17 protein-coding genes are annotated in these 20,525 nt (G+C 46.9%); 4 read left to right on the top strand and 13 right to left on the bottom strand.

Features of this window, described 5'->3' with window-relative positions; translation table 11 throughout:
- Positions 1 to 230: 230 nt before the first annotated feature.
- From AC1DFM_RS18195 to AC1DFM_RS18155, 9 genes are all read right to left on the bottom strand, one after another.
- Positions 231 to 1,565 carry a RagB/SusD family nutrient uptake outer membrane protein gene (locus AC1DFM_RS18195; RefSeq protein WP_477078169.1) on the bottom strand — a complete coding sequence of 445 codons (1,335 nt, stop codon included), beginning with the start codon at positions 1,563 to 1,565 and terminating at the stop codon, positions 231 to 233.
- A gap of 11 nt (positions 1,566 to 1,576) precedes the next feature.
- Entirely contained in the window at positions 1,577 to 4,948 is a 3,372-nt protein-coding gene (locus AC1DFM_RS18190; protein ID WP_477078168.1) for a SusC/RagA family TonB-linked outer membrane protein, read from the bottom strand.
- A gap of 14 nt (positions 4,949 to 4,962) precedes the next feature.
- Positions 4,963 to 7,590 carry a zinc-dependent metalloprotease gene (locus AC1DFM_RS18185; protein WP_477078167.1) on the bottom strand — a complete coding sequence of 876 codons (2,628 nt, stop codon included), beginning with the start codon at positions 7,588 to 7,590 and terminating at the stop codon, positions 4,963 to 4,965.
- 461 nt (positions 7,591 to 8,051) lie between these two features.
- On the bottom strand, positions 8,052 to 8,642 hold the full coding sequence (locus tag AC1DFM_RS18180; protein WP_477078166.1) for an RNA polymerase sigma factor: 591 nt from the start codon (positions 8,640 to 8,642) through the stop codon (positions 8,052 to 8,054).
- 71 nt (positions 8,643 to 8,713) lie between these two features.
- Positions 8,714 to 9,583 (bottom strand): alpha/beta hydrolase, encoded by an 870-nt coding sequence (locus tag AC1DFM_RS18175; protein ID WP_477078165.1) that lies wholly within the window; start codon positions 9,581 to 9,583, stop codon positions 8,714 to 8,716.
- 40 nt (positions 9,584 to 9,623) lie between these two features.
- A complete protein-coding gene (locus AC1DFM_RS18170) occupies positions 9,624 to 10,214 on the bottom strand; it encodes a TetR/AcrR family transcriptional regulator (RefSeq protein WP_477078164.1) in 591 nt (196 codons plus the stop codon).
- A 61-nt stretch (positions 10,215 to 10,275) separates the two neighbouring features.
- A complete protein-coding gene (locus AC1DFM_RS18165) occupies positions 10,276 to 10,980 on the bottom strand; it encodes a LytR/AlgR family response regulator transcription factor (protein WP_477078163.1) in 705 nt (234 codons plus the stop codon).
- Positions 10,981 to 11,015: 35 nt separating this feature from the next.
- Positions 11,016 to 12,200: a DUF4407 domain-containing protein gene (locus tag AC1DFM_RS18160; protein WP_477078162.1), complete on the bottom strand. Its 1,185-nt coding sequence runs from the start codon at positions 12,198 to 12,200 to the stop codon at positions 11,016 to 11,018.
- A gap of 4 nt (positions 12,201 to 12,204) precedes the next feature.
- On the bottom strand, positions 12,205 to 13,716 hold the full coding sequence (locus AC1DFM_RS18155; protein ID WP_477078161.1) for a sensor histidine kinase: 1,512 nt from the start codon (positions 13,714 to 13,716) through the stop codon (positions 12,205 to 12,207).
- A 138-nt stretch (positions 13,717 to 13,854) separates the two neighbouring features.
- Between AC1DFM_RS18155 and AC1DFM_RS18150 the strand changes: the two genes are divergently transcribed.
- The 3 genes from AC1DFM_RS18150 to AC1DFM_RS18140 are packed head-to-tail and all read left to right on the top strand — an operon-like array spanning position 13,855 to position 16,705.
- Positions 13,855 to 14,265 carry a Dabb family protein gene (locus AC1DFM_RS18150; protein WP_477078160.1) on the top strand — a complete coding sequence of 137 codons (411 nt, stop codon included), beginning with the start codon at positions 13,855 to 13,857 and terminating at the stop codon, positions 14,263 to 14,265.
- A gap of 10 nt (positions 14,266 to 14,275) precedes the next feature.
- The gene (locus AC1DFM_RS18145) at positions 14,276 to 14,764 is read left to right on the top strand and encodes a DinB family protein (RefSeq protein ID WP_477078159.1); all 489 of its coding nucleotides are present in this window, start codon (positions 14,276 to 14,278) and stop codon (positions 14,762 to 14,764) included.
- 9 nt (positions 14,765 to 14,773) lie between these two features.
- Complete coding sequence (locus AC1DFM_RS18140; protein ID WP_477078158.1) at positions 14,774 to 16,705, top strand: gamma-glutamyltransferase family protein; 1,932 nt, start codon at positions 14,774 to 14,776, stop codon at positions 16,703 to 16,705.
- Between the two features lie 131 nt (positions 16,706 to 16,836).
- Here the strand turns inward: AC1DFM_RS18140 and AC1DFM_RS18135 are convergent, their stop codons facing one another.
- Positions 16,837 to 17,541, bottom strand: a complete 705-nt coding sequence (locus tag AC1DFM_RS18135; RefSeq protein ID WP_477078157.1) for a hypothetical protein — start codon at positions 17,539 to 17,541, stop codon at positions 16,837 to 16,839.
- Positions 17,542 to 17,680: 139 nt separating this feature from the next.
- Between AC1DFM_RS18135 and AC1DFM_RS18130 the strand changes: the two genes are divergently transcribed.
- Positions 17,681 to 18,751: a saccharopine dehydrogenase family protein gene (locus AC1DFM_RS18130; RefSeq protein ID WP_477078156.1), complete on the top strand. Its 1,071-nt coding sequence runs from the start codon at positions 17,681 to 17,683 to the stop codon at positions 18,749 to 18,751.
- A 97-nt stretch (positions 18,752 to 18,848) separates the two neighbouring features.
- On the opposite strand, the gene AC1DFM_RS18125 is transcribed toward AC1DFM_RS18130, so the two are convergent.
- The 3 genes from AC1DFM_RS18125 to AC1DFM_RS18115 are packed head-to-tail and all read right to left on the bottom strand — an operon-like array spanning position 18,849 to position 20,287.
- Entirely contained in the window at positions 18,849 to 19,214 is a 366-nt protein-coding gene (locus tag AC1DFM_RS18125) for a winged helix-turn-helix transcriptional regulator (protein WP_477078155.1), read from the bottom strand.
- A 55-nt stretch (positions 19,215 to 19,269) separates the two neighbouring features.
- The gene (locus tag AC1DFM_RS18120) at positions 19,270 to 19,785 is read right to left on the bottom strand and encodes a hypothetical protein (RefSeq protein ID WP_477078154.1); all 516 of its coding nucleotides are present in this window, start codon (positions 19,783 to 19,785) and stop codon (positions 19,270 to 19,272) included.
- Between the two features lie 10 nt (positions 19,786 to 19,795).
- The gene (locus AC1DFM_RS18115) at positions 19,796 to 20,287 is read right to left on the bottom strand and encodes a DUF4240 domain-containing protein (protein ID WP_477078153.1); all 492 of its coding nucleotides are present in this window, start codon (positions 20,285 to 20,287) and stop codon (positions 19,796 to 19,798) included.
- Positions 20,288 to 20,525: the final 238 nt, after the last annotated feature.

Raw genomic sequence — 20,525 nt, 5'->3', positions numbered from 1 at the left:
TTTTCGCGATTTTTTGTCTTTTTCAGGATTAGACTGATTAAACTGATTTTTATTTTTTTGATTTTATAATTTAAGATTTGGGAGAAACTGGCGAATTCACCTATATCTTTTAAATAAAAAATCAGCCTAATCAGTCTAATCCTGAAAAAGACAAAAAATCGGTCTGAGCATATAAATCAAAATGCCGCAGAGTTTCCCCCGCGGCACTTTAAAAGGATGCAAAAGCAACACTATTCGTTTAACAACGGGTTGCTCGCAACGGCATCCATAGGAATACGTATCGTATAACGCGGATCGCCAGCTTTCAGGGTAGTTGTCTTCCCTTTCAGCGTATGAACGATTTCCGGTTGGGTAGTTCTGCGGAGATCAAACCAGCGATGTCCTTCGAAAGACAACTCACGGGCTCTTTCATCATAAATTTCCTGCAGCAGGGCTTTGCCTGAAAGCGTAGCCAGACGAAGCTGCTCTGTGGCATGGAATGCCGGTGTCAAACGGCGTTGCGTTAACTGGTTAATATAATCACGGGCTACATCCGGCTGATTCAGCTGTGCTGCTGCTTCTGCCGCGACGAGGTACATTTCCGACACGCGGAAAGACTGACGATAATTATTACCGGTATTGATTTTAGCAACGATGTTTTTGTTGTTCTTGTCTTTTCCGTAGAATATTTTCAGACGTAAGTCGCCTAACGGATTGTACAACGCAAACAGTTTATCCGATACAAAAGCGGTTTGTATGGTAACAACGTTATAGTTCTGATCATATGCCTGTATGCTTTCAATAGAAGTATACAGGGTTGGCAGTGCAGTGCTGGTGTTAAAATCTACCAGGGTATTCTTTTTCTCCAGTACCCATTTAGCGGCATTCAATGCTTTATCCCACTGGTGAGTGTACAGATAAACGCGTGCTGCCAGGGCCATACCCGCAGTTTTGCTGAATTTATAGGATTGCGCCGTTTCATAAGCATCTACATTCACCAACGACAATCCCTTGTCGAGATCCGCCTGTACCTGTGCATATACTTCCTTCACCGTATTACGACGGGATACTTTTTCCATATCCACTTCTGTAATCACTGGTACTGCTTTATCAGTAGCAGCGGTAGACTCGTTATAAGCGTTACCATACAGATTTACCAGATTAAAATGTGTGTACGCACGCATCAGGTAAGCTTCTCCCAGCAATTGATTCTTCTGTGCTTCGGTACCGCCGGTAGCAGCAGGTGCTGCACCAATGATGTGATTGGCATAGAAAATCCGCTGGTATTTGCCGCGCCAATCGTAGGTAAGGCCTTTGGTAGGACCATTCTCATTCCAGAGGAAGTTGTTGGACACCAAATCCACGTCGCGGCTTTTGGCTTCATTCACCGTCATTTCGTCTCCACGATAAGAAGCCAGTCCTTTATCCATGTCCGGCAGGATATAGGCGGCATCCAGTTCTTTGGTAAAATCTTCTACCGTAGTGGGTACTACTTTACCTACTGGTACAATGTCGAGGTACTTTTTGCAGGAGGACATGGAAGCCATTGTTAACACCAGTCCTGTGGCATATATTACTTTACGCATTTTACTGAGTTTTAGAAAGTGGCGTTGAGGCCAATGGTAAATGTTTTAGGAATGGGTTGTGCATAGTTGTTACCCATTGTTTCCGGATCGAGGAAGCCATCGTAGTTCTTCGCAAACACGAATGGATTCCTGGCTTCAGCCGTTACCTTCAATCCTTTCATCCTGATTTTATTGCTGATATTTTCCGGTAAACGGTAGCCCAGGGTTATATTACGTACCCTTACGTAACCACCATCCCTGATCCATAAACCGAGTGCCTGGTATTGGTACATTTTGTCTTCCAGCCAATGGCCCAGCAATTTCAGCTCCGGATCTGTTTCGGCTGTATTTCCGAATAATGCCGGATATTTTCCATGCGGATTAGCCGGTGTCCAGCGATCGAGAATGGCGGTGCTGCTGTTCAAACCACGGTTATAGAGCATCGGGCTGTAAGGCGGATCAATCTTCACTTTCTGACCGAGGTTAAACATCAGGCCAATAGACAGATCAAATTGTTTATACGTAAAGTTGTTGTTCAACCCACCGGTATACAATGGATCACTGCTGCCCATATTGGTAAATAAATCGCGTACCTGTGCATTGGTGAGATTGGTATAAGGGAACAGTCCACCCAGGTCCGGATCACCGGCAAAATCGTCCTGTAACTGCATCAGTTCTGACAGCGACTCTACTTTACCTTTATAGTTCACCATGATCATACCTTTTTCGCTCAGCCCTGCATATGGCAGTCCCCAGATGGTACCAATGGCATTTCCTTCCCGTGAAGGGAATCCAGCGTTATCCGGCAGGGTTTCCCGTAAAACGGTATTCTTGTTATACGCGAAATTAAAGTCGGTAGACCAGCGGAAGTCTTTACGGGTTATATTCCGGGTATTGATGCTTACTTCCACCCCACGGTTAGTCATTTCTGCCCAGTTCACATTCATAGACTGGAAGCCTGTTTCCAATGGTAACGCCAGCGCATTAATCAGATCTTTACCATGACGATCATAATAATCTACCGTTACATTCACCCTGTTTTTCAGAACCGCGAAGTCGATGCCGATATTTTTATTGATGGTTTTTTCCCATCTCAGTTTTGCGTTAGGAGGACCATCTACCAGAATCATCTGGGAGGTATTGCCTGGTAATATGGCTCCATTGATATACCGGCCTACTACKAATGGAGAAGTATTTTTGTCGATGTTCCCCTGTAAACCGTAGGAAGCTCGTATGTTTAACATATCCAGGAAGCGCACATCCTTCATAAATGGTTCTTCCATTACGCGCCATAAACCGCTCACAGACCATAAAGGCAGGTATTTGTATTTCGGGTCTACGCCAAACAAGTCTGATCCATCGAAACGGACACTTCCTGCCAGGGTATAGCGGTTGTTGTAAGTATAGCTACCAGTTCCGAAGAATGATACGAAAGCATTTTCTGTATATTGATGTTTGTCTTTATACAGTGATATTATTTCATTATCGTTCTGGTATTTGGGGGGTTGCGTGGTCAGTGTTTTAGGATCATATCCGTAACCCACGGTAGTATTGAGTCTGTCTTTAATTCTTCTCAGCTCATTACCACCCATGAAATTAAAATCATGCTTTTTATTCACGTTGAAGCTGTATTCCACCAGTGTTTTCAGTGTATACTGCTGCATACGTTGCTCACCGTTATCAATCATACCTCCTTTAGGCAGGAAGGTTGATTTAGTACCGGTGGCCGGGTCATAGCGTTGGCTGATATCTGCCAGCTGGCGGATATAGTAGCTGTTTTCCAGGGCTAATTTTTCGGAAGATATATTTTCTGACTGGATACCCAGCTGCGAGCTGATGTGCAGTCGTGGGATGATTTCGTAGTCCAGTTTAAAGTTGGTATTAACCGCCTGTGCCTTCACCGTTTTGCCGGTGTTGGCGCGTTCTTCCAGTACGTTAAAATTAACTACGCTTTCTTCGCCGATGGTATTTTTATCGTATACATAGTTGCCATTATTATCTAAGGCAGGTGTATATGGATTAGCAGACCTGGCGTATCTCATGGGATTGGTTACCGCCATATTATCTGTCAGGAAAGAGGTTTGCGAACGCTGATTTGCGAAAATGCCTGCAGAAAATTTCAGTTTATCTGTGAGATCATAATCTGTTTTCAGGGTGATGTTATAGCGTTGAGCGCCAGTACCGATGGCGGCGCCTTTCTCATCATAATAACCTCCGCTGAAATAATAAGAAGATCTATCACCGCCACCGGATACGCTTACGCTGTGTTCCTGTGTGAAAGCGCTGCGGAATAACAGGTCGTTCCAGTTGGTATTGATCCCTCTCAGGGCATTAATTTCACTGCGTGCACTGGCATTGATACCGTTAAAACCTTTGCTGGTCAACTCTTCCGGCGTAACACCATATTTGCTGAGGATACGGGATACTTCCCCATTATTCGGCAGATAAGTGTAGTCAGAGTTGAAGAGATCCAGTTCCAGATTTACTTTCTGGTCGCTGTTCATCAGGTTCAGACGACCCAGATCAGGCTTTTGCGTGAAGGTGAAGTTGTTGCGGTAGTTGATGCTCAGGCGTTCATTCTTTTTACCGGATTTAGTGGTAATCACAATTACACCGTTGGCAGCGCGTGCACCATAGATGGCGGTAGCGGCGGCATCTTTCAGTACCGTGATACTTTCAATATCTGCCGGGCTATAACCTGCAATAGAAGAAGTATACAGTTGATCAATTGCTTTGGCATCATCCAATTTAGGCAGATTGGTACCTTCAATCGGCAATCCATCAATTACCCATAATGGGTCCTGGGTACCTTGTAAGGAAGAAGTACCACGGATACGGATTTTCGCCGATTGTCCGGGTGCACCGGAGAGCGGGGTGATCGCTACACCGGACAGTTGTCCCTGCAGCATTTGCTCCACGCTCATGACGCCACCGATATCTATTTTGTCCATGCTGATTTTATCAGTGGCACCGGTCGATTTATTCTTACGGATTTGCTGATAACCGGTAAATACAAACTCGTTGAGGTTTTTACCGGAGGTAGCCAACGTAATATGATACGAGTTGCTGGCGGTGAGGTTCACCAAACGGGTTTCATATCCCATATAGTTCACCGTGAGCTGCTTTACTTTCAGGGAGTCTGGCAGGTTCAGGGAGAACTCACCTTTCTCATTGGTGATAGCACCAATGCTGATATTTTCTATAATGTTTTCGGCGCCGGTGGTGGTACCGATAGTTTTGTTGCTGGCATAGATGGATACGCCGATGAGGGCGTCTCCGGAAACAGCATCTACTACTTTACCCTTAATAATACGCGGGCTGTTTTGCGCCTGCGCCCACCATGGGAAAAGACAAACTGCCAGTAACAGGCATAATGTCTTTTGTAAAATTGCACTTTTTTTCATGTAGAGAGATGTGATTATTTATTATTTAAAGCCTGGTTGATACGAATAATAAGATCGCTGTAGTGGTCTGTTGTAGCCCTGTCTGCACCGTTCTTTTTACTATTGAGCAGTTGCAGCAGGCGGCTCAGTTCTCCACGTTTTGCACTTACGGCGTCGGATACACGATTTACCGCGAAGTACATCATGTTGCGGGAAGCGCGTTCACCTTGCTGTTGTGGTTGCAGGGAGAAAGTGCAGAAATCGCTGATACCGGTTATTGGTTCGCTGGCCTGTAATTTCTTCACGTCTGTACGCACCACGGATTTGTCGATGCTGATAATGAGCGCATCTACAAAGCCTTTCTGGCTGTTACGTTCGAAGATATCGAGCGACTGGCCACGCAGTGTTTTAGCGAAGATGCCCTGGTGCAAATCGCTCATCAGGTCGGACACTGTGTAAGCAGACTTGCCGTTGGCAGCTTCATTTTCCAGCATACGGGACAGGCGTTCATCACGGAGCAAGTCGTAGTAGAGATATGATTGTAAGCTCTTGGCATATACCAATGCACCGTATTCGATGTTACCAATGGGGCTTTCCTTAATAGGATAGCTTTTGGTATAGATATCATTTTTGAACAGCCATGCTGGTGTGTTGAATACTTCTACCACCAGGTACTGCACGGCATCCTGTTGTTTTTTCTTTTCTACGTGTTCGTAGGTATTTTGTTTTTGTCCGTATACGGTAGGGGTGATGTAGATACCACCCACGTTGGCCAATACGTGATATGCATATTGATTCCACTGGCCGATGGCGCTGTTCAGCATTTTACCGGCTTCGTCGTAGTTATCACCTTCTTCTTTGGTCCAGGTGAGGATTTGCGGCACGATGCGTTTCAGGTTCAGGAGGCCGTAGCGACTGGCTTTCACCGCGTCGTTACCGAGATCTTCAATCTGGGAACGGGGATCTATGGCGTCGCGTACTTCCTGTTGTTCACCGAAAGCGTAGAGGCGATCATTTTCGTGTGCGCGTAACTGTTTGTTCAGTGCGGGCAGTTCTTCGTGCGGCGTTTTAGCACCGGTATACTGATACGCCCAGTCGATCGCGAATTTATCGTATACGCCGATGGCGGGTGTGATTTGCGTGACGTTATCGCCGGGTTGTGCCACGTAGTTGAAGCGGGCATAGTCCATGATAGACGGCGCAGTACCACCCATGCGGGAAGTAAACGCGGGTGAGCGGAGGGAGTCTACGTCAAAAGCGTAAGAGCTGCCCATGTTATGTTGCAGGCCGAGGGTATGTCCTACCTCATGGCTGGAAACGAAGCGGATGGCGTGTCCCATGAGGGAGTCGCTGAACTGGTTGCCACGTGCGCGTGGATCGATGGCGCCGGTTTGGATGCGTACCCAGGAGTGCAGGGTACTCATCACGTTGTGCCACCAGATGATATCTGCTTCCAGGATTTCGCCGGAGCGGGGATCGATTACCGAAGGACCCATAGCGTTGGCTTTGGAAGAAGCGGCATAAGTAACTACTGAGTAGCGTACATCATCGCCGTCGAAGTCGGGGTCATTGACCGGTGCATCTTTAGCGACGATGGCATTTTTGAAACCGGCTGCTTCGAAAGCTTTCTGCCAGTCTTCAATCCCTGCTTTAATGTAGGGGCGCCATTTTGCGGGAGTGCTAGGATCGATATAATAAACGATGGGCTTTACTGGTTCCACCAGTTCTCCGTTGCGATAGCGTTGGAGATCTTCCGGTTTGGGTTCCAGGCGCCAGCGGGTGATCAGTTCTCTTTCTTCCAGTTTATGTTGTTCATCGCTGAAATACCAGCGGGGAGTAGTAAAGAGTCCTACCCTTCTGTCGGCGAAGCGGGGCGTCATGGGCTGTTCGCTCAGCAATACCATGTTGGTAGTGGTTTCAATAGACACTTCCACGCCAGTAATTTTCGCCGTCAGTTCTGATTTGGCCACGATATTATCTTCAAAGGCTTTGATGACGCGGATGCGGGAGAGGTCTCTGATGGGAGAGCTACCCATGCCGAGTGCGTCAAACACGTTGTTGATACTGGTGTTGGAGCCGTCGAATATTTTGGATACGTTTACCACCACAGCGGAGGTATCTGTATTATAGGTTTCTATTTTGAAATAGTCGATCACAGAAGGAATGAAGTTATCTGCCACAGATTGCGCGATGGCGTTGTTGGCAGGTACTTCCAGGAATGGGTTCTGTTTACGCAGGAATATTTTGTTGAGCAGGGTGTCTCTTTCGAAAGAAACGACCAGGTTGGCATAGTTCATTCCTTTATTCACGCCGGCGTCGTTGAGCTGTTCCGGAACTTTGGAAAGCTTGTTGACCACCAGTATCTGGCGTCCCAGGAGTTTCAGGGGGATTTCAAAGTAGTAGTCCGTTTTTACGCGGTGTACTTTAAACAGTCCTTCTTTAGAAACGGCATCGGCGGTGATTACCTCTTTATAAGGTTTCAGTCCTTTGGTATCCGGTTTCTTTTTGGAGGCCGTATCCGCTGTTGCTGCGGGTGTTTTTTTACCAAACAGCCAGCTGCCTTTTTTCTTTGACTGAGCCTGGGCTTCCATCGAAGAGAGGCATAGTGCCGAAAGGGCTACACATGGGAGTAGCCATAACAGTTTCCTGTAACTTGCGTGCATAGTTGGATTGTTATTAGTGATATATACTAAATACTAATACAGGGGCAACAATGGTCCGGACGCGTTGCTGGTATAAAAGGGATGTCCGATAGCGGTTGGTGACCGCATAGGAATCCTGACGGGGTGAAACCCCAACAATTAAGCCCAGCAAGGGCCGGGCTACAAAGGACGATCGGGTGCTACAAAGAGGTGGTGCAGGTTTAAATCACTACAGACACTGATAAATCTTCACAAGCAATATTTCCGTGTGTTAACATTTTTTTAACCACTGGGATGCAAAGCTATTGAAAAGTATTTACAGAAAAATGGTTTGCTTTTATTTTTATTCAAAAGCGGGGCAAAACTTTGCTAAAACGTTATACTACTAAAGCTTTTACCCGAAAATTATTTTTTTTGAGATGATAACAGGAACGTATATACGTAATCTACTTTTAGTACGTCGTCTTCACATAACAAAAAAATTACTTTCCGGTGAGGATAGCGATAATAGTGATAAGCAGTGTAGGATCTACTTTACTGCGCAGGTGTTCCCGCATTTTCTCGGTGGCGCGGTGGAGTTGATTTTTAACGGTTTGTACAGAGAGGGACAGGTGTTGTGCTATTTCGGCGGGGGTGAGCTGATCTTCCCGGTTGAGCAAAAATATTTCCTGCATACGGGGTGGTAACTGTGCGATGGCATCGTTCACGATGTCCTGTAATTCTTTGAGGGTAAGTTGCTGAACGGCGTTATTCTGGGCGAAAGTGGCCTGCCATTGTGTTTCCACAATGTATTTCAGTTTCACTTCATTGCGGGCATATAAATTAAAGATGCGATTGCGGAGAATGACCTGCAGGTAGGGCAACAGCGATTCCCGTGGCTGCAGCTGCGCGCGCTGATCCCACACCGTTACAAACACTTCCTGTACTATATCACGGGCCTCCTCTGCATCCTGCAGTCGTTTAAAAGCGATATTAAAGAGCGGGTCCCAATACCTCTGGTATATGAGCCGGAACGCCTCTAAAGGTTGCGAATGCACGAGGATAACCAGGTCTTTGTCTGTTATATCCTGCATATCACCAGCAAATTAACGGGAAGCACGCAAGATATAACAAACAAGCCGGATTTGTATTTTTTTTATCATGATCAGGCTGCCAGGAAAGCCAGCATACCCGTTAGTACGGCCTCGTGGCGCATAATCCGGAAGTGTCCTTCCCCGGTAAACCGGAGGGATTGGATGGCCGGATACTGTTGCAGATAATCGTCTATTTCCGTGGCTTTGGCCAGCGTATCGGTGGTGTCATAGGCAATCCATATGCTGCCGGCCTTGATGGCGTTGATATAGCGGTGCAGGTCCATGTCGGTGAGGTCTTCCCGGAGGCGTTCTCTCACCAGCGTAGTGAGTCGTGGCATCACTACCGGATGAATGCGAAACAGCCGCAAGGCTTCATCAAAAAATACGGGTGCGCTGAGTGCAGCCCCCAGCAGCACCAGTTTAGGTACGCTGACTGACTTCCTGGAAAGCGTCAACGCTGCATTCAGGGCGCCAAAAGAATGTCCTACAATGGCGTATAACTCGCCCTCCTGCAGCATTACCTGCTCCAGTACGTGCATCCATTGTACCAGGTTGGTACGCTTGCCGCCGGATCGTCCATGGGCAGGGCCATCGTAGGCTACTACCTGATAGCCGTTTGCCAGCAGTGCGGTAATCAGTTGTTTAAAATGCAGGGGACTTCCTCCCCAGCCGTGTAGCAGCAATATTTTAGGGCCGGTGTTTCCCCAGCGATAGGTAACGATATCCAGCGGGGTATCATCAAAAGGATAGCTGCTTACCCGCAGGGGCTGCACCACGGCCTCACTCCGCAGCTTTTCATGGGTAGCATGCAGCTTCCCGGCTGGAGGGGTGCAGTATAAATGGTAAAATAACCTGGCCGTTAAGTCAGGAAAAGGGCGGCTCATCAAGGATAACAGGGTACTCGTCATCCGTAGCGATAGTGGTAAAACCTGGTGTTGCATGATTTTAGACCGATTGGTTTATTTTTATCGTAAAAAAAAGTCACAACATGTGACGTTTCATTTCTTCCCTTAACGCGTCCAGCACTACCAACATTTGTTTGTTATGTCCCAGCACACTACTCACCAGGATAGCCCCTTCCAGCATGGTAAACATGCGAATGGCAAATTGTTTCTCGTCCCAGTCGTGCCGGAATTCCCCATTATCTTTTCCATACTGCACCATTTTGGCAATGCGGGATTCATAATACAGCACCAGTTCACTGACTTTCTTCTTCAGGCCCGGGTTGGTATCATCTGCTTCTACGCCGAAATTGAGCATGGGGCATCCGCCGCCTACCCGCTGGTGCTTCGGGAAAGTAGCGTAGTAGTCGAACAGCGCTTCAAACTTGCCGACAGACGTACTGGCCGTAGCCGTTACTTTCGTCAGCTGCTGCCGCTCCGCTTCCGCGATATAGTCAAATACCTCCATCACAATTTCTTCTTTGGAAGTAAAGTTGCCATATATCCCTCCTTTGGCCAGCCGCGTGGCTTTCAGAATATCACTGATAGAAGTGCCAGCCACCCCTTTCCGGTTGAAAATAGGCGCCGCCTGCTCAATGATAAACTGTCTGGTCTTTTCTGCTTTTCCCATGGCAATACCAAATTAGACCAATTGGTCCAATTTCTCAAAAAAAAGTTTTGTCGTGCTCCGATCAGAGACTCAGGATGCGCTCTACCGCCGTGGCATAGGCCGCACCAATGGGGATGGGAATGTTTTTGATGTACAATGAATTCCGGTCGGCCCGCTCAATTTTATTATTCGCCACAATATAAGAGCGGTGCACCCTGGTAAAAGCGGCAATAGGCAACAGGTCTACCGCTTCCTGCATAGATAGCCGGGAAATGAGCTTACGGTCAGTCAGGATAAAATTGACGTAGTTACCGGCGCTTTCCAGGTAAAGGATATCTTCCAATACAATCCGGAATTGTTCATACCCGCTTTTTACGAAAATATAATCCGGCTGATCTTTGCTGATGGGTGTACCGTTGTTCTGCTTCAGCTGCAACAGGTTGTTGGCTTTATTGCAGGCTTTCATGAAACGTATCAGGGAAAAGGGTTTGAGGAGATAATCGATGGCATCCAGCTCAAAACTTTTCACCGCATGTTCAGAATAGGCAGTGGTAAATACCGTCATAGGCGGATAAGGCAGGCTGGATAAAAAATCCAGTCCTGAGATATCCGGCATTTTGATATCGAGAAAAAGCAGGTCCACTTTTTCTTTGCTTAAAAAATCTATGGCATCAAACGCATTGGTAAAAAACCCTTTCATTTCCAGAAAGGGCACCATGGCGGCGTGATTTTTTATAACAGCCAGCGCCACCGGTTCATCATCTATAGCAATAGCAGTCAGCTTCATATGGCTATTTTAGGCATTAGCAAGATAGGGATTTACTAAATTTTCCCCAGCAACAATTTCTTCGCCTGTTGCCAGAGATGGTGATACTGGTTATTTTCACGGCTGCGCCACTCTTTCACCAGGGCTTCTGCCTGTTCTTTCCGGAGGTCGCGGGTGGCTTCAAACAAGTGATCTACCGTTTCTTTATCGGCCTGTAAGGCGGCGGCCTGATAATGTTCCTGCAACTGTTCACTGTTAGTGGTTTCCAGTTGCGCCGCTATTACGCCCTGTTCTGTAGCAGCGGCCAGCTTTTCGTCGTACTCTCCTTTTGGCATCAGGATTTTACTGAGCAGCGGCATCACTTCAATGAGGGTGATAATAAATACAATAAGCCGGTAGCGTTGCTTTACCGGCGGGTGTGTTTCTGTTAATTCGTGTAGCGCTTCTATCTGTGCCAGGAACCCGTTGGTGAGTGTACTGACGTACACCGTTTCCTTCAAACTATCTACGCTGTGCATCTTATTGATCTGCGCCTGCAACTGTTGCTGCTGTGGCTCCCAGGCCCGCTGCATCGCCTGATATTCTTCTTCCGATTTGAGGTAGGCGGATTTCTTCACCCGCGCAATATCCGACTCTCCTATTCTGCCGGAACCGCCGGTACCATCGGTTTCTTTGATGTAGCCGTCTTTATACACTTTCAGCTCCGCCGCTTTCTGTGCTAACCGCACTTTTCCTTCTTCCATGGACTGCTGCAAAGTGCCCAGCTGCCCGGCGTTGAGCTTCACCAGTTGCTCCCGGTAAGCATCGAGCTTGGTTTGCTTACTCAGCTCCAGTTGTGCATCAATATCTTTCTTAAATAACATTAATACTACGGGCTGTGATATAAACAATCCGATAGTAACAGCAAGGACTAAACGAAAAATAACCGGCAGTACTTTTATGTTGCCGTTGGTGCGAGACATGGCCGCAATCAGTGTACGGTCAATGGATAGAATGGCGAAGCCAAAAAACAGGGCCAGTCCGGCCACTACCATATCATCATTCACAATGGTAGAAAAGAAATATCCCCACGCCAGGGTGGCAAACATCCAGGTAACGAGCACGGATATACCAATAATGCGATATCGTTCTTTTTCCGTTCTGCAATCTTTTAATATATCTGCATCTGCGGCGGCCAGCCACCATAAAAAGCGGGTCATGCCATCCGGCGCAGGAACTGCAGGTACTTCTTCTTTCTTCATCTTATTATTTATTAACATCAATGGTAAGGTGGATAAAAAATTCACTACCGGTTTGGCGAATACTCAATTCATGCCGGTTAGGATATAATAAGGCCAGTCTTTCTTTTACATTATTCAAACCGATGCCCATCCCTTCGCGCTCCGGATCATTCTCCGGACGGGGATGTACACTGTTATACACATCAAAGAAAATCTGCTCAGCGGTACAGCTCAGGGAAATCACAATGCGCGAACGATGTCTTAAACTGATACCATGTTTAAATGCATTCTCGACAAACGGAATCAGCAACATCGGCGCTATTTCATGCTGGCATTGGCTTTCATCAATATTTATTTCTATAATAATATCGGGAGATGATAGTACGCGCAGGCGTTGTAAGGCAATGTAATTTTGCAGATAGGCTACTTCCTTGTCCAGGGGTATCTTTTCGAGATTGTTGTCGTGCAGCATAAAGCGCATCATATCTCCCAACTTCTGAATACCTTCACTGGTACGGGCGGCTTCTTCCTGCAACGCTGTACCATAAAGGGTATTGAGCGCATTAAACAAAAAGTGCGGATTAATCTGGGAACGTAAAAAATCTAAATCTGCAGCGGAACGGCCCAACGCTTTTTTAAGCGTCACCACTGTTTGCTGATGCTTTTTACGCGACCGGAACAGCAACCAGCAAAGAGGTACTACCGCCATCAATGATATCATTATGCCAATAGACCCCAATCCAACAAACCACTCTCCCCTCCGATGTCCGATAGCACGGGTCATTAATGCCATCAATGTATTACTGGCAAAAACCGTCAGCGCAATATCTCTGATGAGTATGCGCTTGTCGTGATGTACGTCTTCAAAAGCCGGAAATACTTTGTAGCGGAGAATAAAGAACACCCCGATCTGCGAAGGGCCGAAGAAGAGCGTCATCAGCGCCAGGTCCCTCGAATCGCCAAACGACAAACAAAAGATCACCACAAACAAACCAGCTGCCCAGAATATCTCCATCATCATTTGCCGGAACATCATATCCCGGGTGAAGCGGGTATACAGGGTATCATAAAATGCCCGCTTCGCAAAATAATATACCACGTATATCAGTGTGGAGAAAACGGTGGTAATAAATGCCGCCTTCACAAAATGCATATGCGCTCCTCTCACGGTATCGTATACCCCAAACAAATAACCATAGAAGTAAGAGTTACAAACAATAGTGATAATAAAATACAGCACTCCGAGTGGAATCAATAATAACAATCCCCCTATCCATCGCCCTTTCTCCAGAAACATCGGCACAATCACAAAATTCACGAGGAGGAAGGCGACGTACACCATCGTCATTTGTCCCATTAATGGCAACAGATAATGAATATAGTAGTCAAATACCTGGTGATACATGGCGAACTTGGTACCATAGATATCCTGCAGCTCAAACACATTATACACCAGGCTGGGATAAAGCACGGAAAACAAAAGCAATAGAAAAATGCCGGTGGCGACGCCAAACTCAATTTTCTTAAATTGATTCATAAGGGATCAATATTTACAGCAATATTAGCATTTGCCGCTTTGGGGCAAAGCAAAATGGGATGAAAGTGCCGGAAAACGGTATGAAATCTATAATAAATCGTCAATCTTTATTATTTTCATCGCCATAACAGGCCTATTATGAGCACGTCAAACAGAAGAACATTTTTAGGAACCGCAGCAGCACTGGCCGTAGGCACTACCGCTGCAGCAGCAATCCCCACTTCAAATATGGAAAAGAAATACCCGATTGTACATCATGTGTTCTTCTGGCTGAAGAATCCTAATTCCCAGGAAGATCTTGATCAGCTGATAGCCGGCGTGAAAACGCTCTCCAAAATTGAAACCGTACGTGACCTTCGTGTAGGCGTAGTCGCGAGTACTGAGAAACGTGAAGTAGTAGACAGCAGCTGGTCTGTATCCGAGCTGATTTTCTTCAGCGACCTGGCCGGGCAAGCCACCTACCAGGACCATCCCATCCATCAGGAGTTTATCAAAAAATGTAGCCACCTCTGGGAAAAAGTAGTGGTATACGATGCCGTAGCAGTATAATTCCATTATCATGGCCACAGAATATTGGATGAGCGGGCCGGTGGAACATATACCGGCCCTGTTGCAACCTGCAGCGCACGCATTGCTGCAGGCCAACCTGGAAATAAATAACCTGATGCAGGACTTCCCAGAAGCGCGCCTCTGGGAACAACCCAAAGGCGTTGCATCTCCCGGCTATCATCTGCAGCACGTCAGCGGCGTGTTGGACCGGCTCCTTACTTATGCCCGTGCAGAAGAGCTGACGCCGGAACAATTCGCCTACCTCAAACAGGAAGGCCAACCCGGCCCGTCGTTACAGGAGCTGCTGGATGCCTTCAATGCGCAAACCCATAAAGCCCTGTTACAATTGTCCACCACACCGGAAAACACCCTCACCGAATTCCGGGGCGTAGGCCGTAAACAGCTGCCTTCTACGGTACAAGGCCTGCTCTTTCATGCAGCAGAGCATACCATGCGTCATACCGGGCAACTGCTGGTGACGGTGAGAATAATGCTTTAAATTCGCTACATGAAACGCTTACTTTTCCTGCTCCTGTTAGCAGTACCTTTCAGGAATATACAGGCCCAGCAAACACAGAAGCCACCCCTGCATGGTAAAAACTGGATGGCCGTTACCGGTAAACCATTGGCTGCCACTGCCGGCGCCATGATATTCCAGCAACACGGCAATGCGGTAGATGCCGCCTGCGCTATGCTGGCGGCCACCTGCACCATGTGGGATGTACTCAGCTGGGGCGGTGAAACACAAGCACTCATCTATAATCCTAAAACAGGAAAAGTAATTGCCATCAACGCGCTCGGCGTAGCTCCCACTGGCGCTACCCCCGCCTTCTATAAAGGCAAGGGCTATGATTTTCCACCGGAATACGGTCCTCTGGCGGCCGTTACACCCGGCACCGTTGGCGGCCTGTGCTACATGCTCGCCGAATACGGCACCATGAGCCTCAAAGCCGTGCTGGCTCCCGCCATGGAAATGGCTGCCGGCTATCCCATAGAAGCACAAACCGCCAACAGCATAGAACGCGGCAAAAAATATATTAAAGAATGGCCGTATAGCAAGGCCGTCTTCCTGACTCACCCCGGTGAAAAAAGAGAAGCCCCTGAAGCCGGCGAAATCTTTGTGCAGAAAGACCTGCTGGCTACCCTCTCCAAAATGGTGGAAGCAGAACAAGACGCACTCCGGAAACATAAAAGTCGCAAAGAAGCCATCATGGCTGCTTACGACCGGTTCTACAAAGGTGACATCGCCAAAGAATTTGTGCGCGGCTGCCAGGAACAAGGTGGTCTCATTACCCTCGAAGACCTCGCCAAATGGAAGCCCATAGAAGAAACACCTCTACACGTCAATTACAAAGGCATCGAAGTATATAAATTACAGGAATGGACGCAAGGTCCTATGCTGCTGCAAAGCCTCAACATCCTGGAAAACTTTGACCTGAAAGCCATGGGATATAATTCTACCAACTATATCCATACGCTGTATCAAACCATGAACCTCACCTTCGCCGACCGTGACTTTTACTACGGCGATCCGGCCTTCAACACCAACCCTGCCATCAAAGGACTGCTGAACAAAGATTATGCGAAGGCCAGGGCACAACAAATTAATCTTACGCAAAACGATGCCAGCGCAGGACCCGGTGATCCCTACCCTTACATAGGTAAAACCAATCCCTACCTGCATTTTTTATCCGAACGCCAACAATTAACCGATACCAGCAGCGGACGTAAACCCGGCGGATTTGTTCCTAAACATGACGCCACTACGTTTTTACGGGCTGCCGACTTAAATCGTTTATACGCTTCCAATACGCCAGACAGCGCCTATATGGATCGCCTGTGGAGAGGTACCACCAGCGTGGAAGCCGCAGATAAAGATGGATGGGTAGTATCTATCACGCCCAGCGGTGGCTGGCTCCCTGCCTGCATTGCCGGTAAAACCGGTGTAGGGATGAGTCAGCGGGCACAGAGCTTTGTGCTGGATTCTGCGCTCTGTCCTTTTAATGTGATCGCACCGGGCAAACGTCCCCGTGTTACGCTCACCCCTTCTATGGCACTGCAAGATGGAAAGCCTTTTCTTTGCTTCGGCGTACAGGGAGGTGATACGCAAGATCAAAATCTTCTGCAGTTTTTCCTGAACATCGTAGAATTTGGAATGACCATACAACAAGCCACAGAAGCGGCTAATATTAATACCAATCAATTGTGGTTGTCACTGGGCGGCAGTACCGTACACGACAGGGAACCTCGTCCGGGAAGTATCTTACTCAACAATAACACATCGAAAGAAACACGCGCCGCGCTGGAGAAAATGGGGTATCACCTTAGCTTCGGTGAGCGGACCAGCGGACCGATAAACGCCATCTTAATAGACCGTAAACATGGAAGTTTGTGGGGCGGTAGTAGTAATCACGGAGAGGATTATGGGATAGGATGGTGATATAGCAGTTAGCCATTAGCTTTTAGCTTTTAGCAAAATGCAGCGGAGATATAAGCAAGTAATAAATAATAACTACTTACGCTTATATCTCCGCTGCATTTTGCTAAAAGCTAAAAGCTAATGGCTAATGGCTAATTGCTATTTCTACTCCACACTTCATGAATAGGTGCTCCTTTTGAACTGAGTCCACTATGATCCCAGTCTTTACCATTAACGGTTCCTTTAAAAGAGAGCACAGCACCAACGCGGGAGTTATCGCGTGAAAAAAACTCGATTTTTTCCGTATAAGTGCCATTTTCAAAAGTATAGGTACCGCCACCGGAGCCAAAAAATTCACCTGTATTAACGTTGATGGCTACCCATTGAAAGCGGGTGCCGGTCAGGATTTTAAGGGTTTGCCGCGGACCATCGGGGATGGGATTCATTTTCCCTTCAGTTTCCCGGGCGGTGATTTGCCAGTTACCGGCTAATGTACCGGCACCATCATCAACACGGGTCCACTCCTGTTTACTGCCACCAGGTGTACTGGTGATGAGGTGACCATTTTCCATCCCCACAGGAACATTCGTGGTTTGTCCTGCCTGCGAAGGGTTGGCGGTGTTAAAATAAATGGTCACACTACTTTCTCCGTTTCCAACATCTTTCCAGATACCGCCATAGCTGGATAGAAAACTTTTTTCCTTGTAGTCAGTAACGCTGAACCATCCTGGTGTAATCAGCAATACGCTGTTCACATCTCCGGATACTGATTTCCAGGCGCCTACCGCCGGATTTTGTGCTTTCAATATGCCAATGGAAGAAAGCAATAAGGCGAAGAAGACGGATAGTCTTTTCATAACATGGGTTTTTTAATACTAAAAGATAATACATCCGTTTCAGAAAGGAAAGTGGTTTCTTTTCGCATTTTTTGTTTTCCTTTTTCCTAAAATTTCCAGTATTCCTGCATTTACATCGCGTTTATTCGTACTTTCCGGGATGCAACAAAATGCTTTCCTGCTTTATGGCGCCAACGGATATACGGGTGAACTGATTGCCAGATATGCCGCACAATATCAACTTCAGCCTGTACTGGCCGGCCGGAATGAAGCGGCGTTACAGGCGCTGGCATCCCGGCTTCAACTCCCCTACAAGGTAATTTCGCTGGAAGATACGGATGCATTAGTGCAGGCATTGAAAGCGGTTAAATTTGTGATTCATGCAGCCGGCCCGTTTCATTTAACGGCAGAGCCCATGATAGCGGCCTGTATACAGGCTAAAACCCATTATCTTGATATCAACGGCGACATTACTGTTTTTGAAATGCTGCAACGATATGATCAGGCAGCTAAGGATGCCGGCATTATGTTACTACCGGGCGCCGGGTTTGATGTAGTTCCTACAGATTGTATGGCAGTGTTGTTAAAAACATTATTGCCGGATGCCAGTGATCTGAAACTGGCGTTTGCTACTTCGGGTAGCGGCGTATCACATGGTACTGCCATGTCGATGGCATATAAATTAGGAGAAGGCGGTGCTGTGAGGAGAGCGGGACGTATTATTAGCCGGCCATTAGGGCACCAGGGACGGTGGATAGATTTTGGTCAAAAGAAGCTTTTCACGATGAGTATTCCGTGGGGCGATGTGGCTACTGCTTATGTGAGCACACACATTCCCAATATCACCACTTATACGGCCGTTCCGGTGAATGTGCATCGTTTATTAAAACTGCAGAAATTATTCAACTGGTTATTGCGGACTGCACTCGTCCGGAATTTTATCAGGAAGAAAATAGCGCAACGTCCTTCTGGTCCTACGGATGAAATGCGCAGCACTGCTTACAGCCTGGTATGGGGACAAGTGTATAACATGGCGGGCAGAAAAGCCACGGTGCGGTTAAAGTGCCCGGACGGATATACCCTCACCATGCTCAGTTGTTTACTGATGGCGCAGAAAATATGTAGTGGGCAATGGAAAGCGGGATATCAAACACCGGGTACCGCTTATGGTGCGGAGTTTATTATGGAGATACCCGGCGTGGAGCGGGAGATTATCACCGGCGAATCATAATGCGGTGATGTGAATAGCAACAGCTAAGTGAGCTACTACACAAATAATCCGCTGCACTCCTGCATACCACCATTTCATCACGGTGTGTCTTCTTCATCTATTTATATAACTGCTGATCCTTGATATAATCAATGCCATTTGTTTTCAGGTAAGCAACGCCCCATTCACTCGCGAATTCATACAATGGCGCCAGGCTTTTCCCCATGGGCGTTAGTCCATATTCCACCCGGTAAGGTTTGGCTGACAGCACATTTTTTTCAATGAGCTGATCACGTTCCAGTTCTTTTAATTGCTGGCTCAGCATTTTTTCAGAAACACCGGGGAGGTTATTCCTGATGTCTGCATAGCTTCTTTTGTTGAAATAGTGCAGGTGAAAAAGGATTAACAGTTTCCATTTACCTCCTATAAAACCGAGTGTTACATCAACAGGACAAGTGTATGTTTTATCGTTGAGTGTGATCATGAGCGGGCGTTGTAATGCAGCTACAAGTTAACAAATTTCAGTGGGCTTACATCAATTACGCCTCTTCCAGTGCGCGTTTCATAATGTTCAGGTAGCCGATATGCTGTTCTGCATACGACCAGCTTTCAGAGAGGAGCGCCCAAGCTATTTGCCGCTCCAGTGCGATACTGATGATTGTTTTATTTTCTGCATCGATGACGCCTTCATCTACCAGTTGCCCCAATCCCGTTGCGATGATAGAAGCATCCAGTGTGAATATATAATAGCTGTCATCATAGTTGGGGTCATCCATCAATGCTTTTATATGATCGCGGTCGAGCAGGTCTTCGTTATATGCGTCGATATTCATTTCCCCTACCGACTCAATCACCCATTGGAGGCATTCCCTGACCCGCTTATCCGGATTAGCTTTGCGCCATTCCCGGAATTCAGCGAGCGCCATATCGCCTTCATCAGAACCAAAAGGAGCCAGTTCATCTACACAATCCCAGAAAAAATCTTCCGGTATTAGTTCAATGGCTCTTGGGTGTGCGTGTTCTTTATTGATGCCATATAATTCTTCGTTTTTCATGTGTATGGTTTTACTGACTTTCCCAACCCCGGGCATTGGAGCAGGTTTCAATGCAATGCACGGTGTTACGATCAAATTCCTCTCCAAACAATTCCTGGTACACGATATAACCAATGAAGCCTACAATTTCCGCTTCTGCACCGTAGGTTGCTTTGGAGGGGGTTTCATCAATCATTTCATAATACGCTCTGCCCATCCCTACGATGAAGCATCTGCAATAAAGAAAACCATCGTCTGAACCATCGGTCTGTTGGTGGATATCTTCCCGGTCAATATGGAATAATCTTTCTTCCATGATATGGTTAAAGGCGGTTAGTTCTTCCTTGTTCAATTCCTGCAGTAAATCCCTGATATTATTGGTAATGGTACCGTATACTTCACCTGTCAGATCTTCAATTAATGCAGCGTCGTTTGTTATCAACGCTGTATTCCGCATCTCAAGCAAAGCAGGAGCTGCCGCCCAGGCTTCTTCAATAATATGCCAGAATTTAAATTCACTCATAAGATAGCAATTAGTATTATTTACGGTGTAATATATGCCTGCCAAGCGCAATGTACATGCGTAGTAATAAAACGTTTATTATGACAAAATATTGGCAAAATGCACAGAGACTGCGGCCACAATGGCGGTGACATCTGCTTTATAAAAACCGGCGGCATTCATGCAATTACATTCTACAATATAAAATTCATCTCCACAAAGACATACATCCATTACAAATACTGCCTGTGGCATATAT

Source organism: Chitinophaga sp. 05T412, from assembly GCF_056396465.1.
The sequence above is the reverse complement of the archived record's forward strand: the minus strand, read 5'-3'. Positions and strand labels throughout refer to the sequence as shown.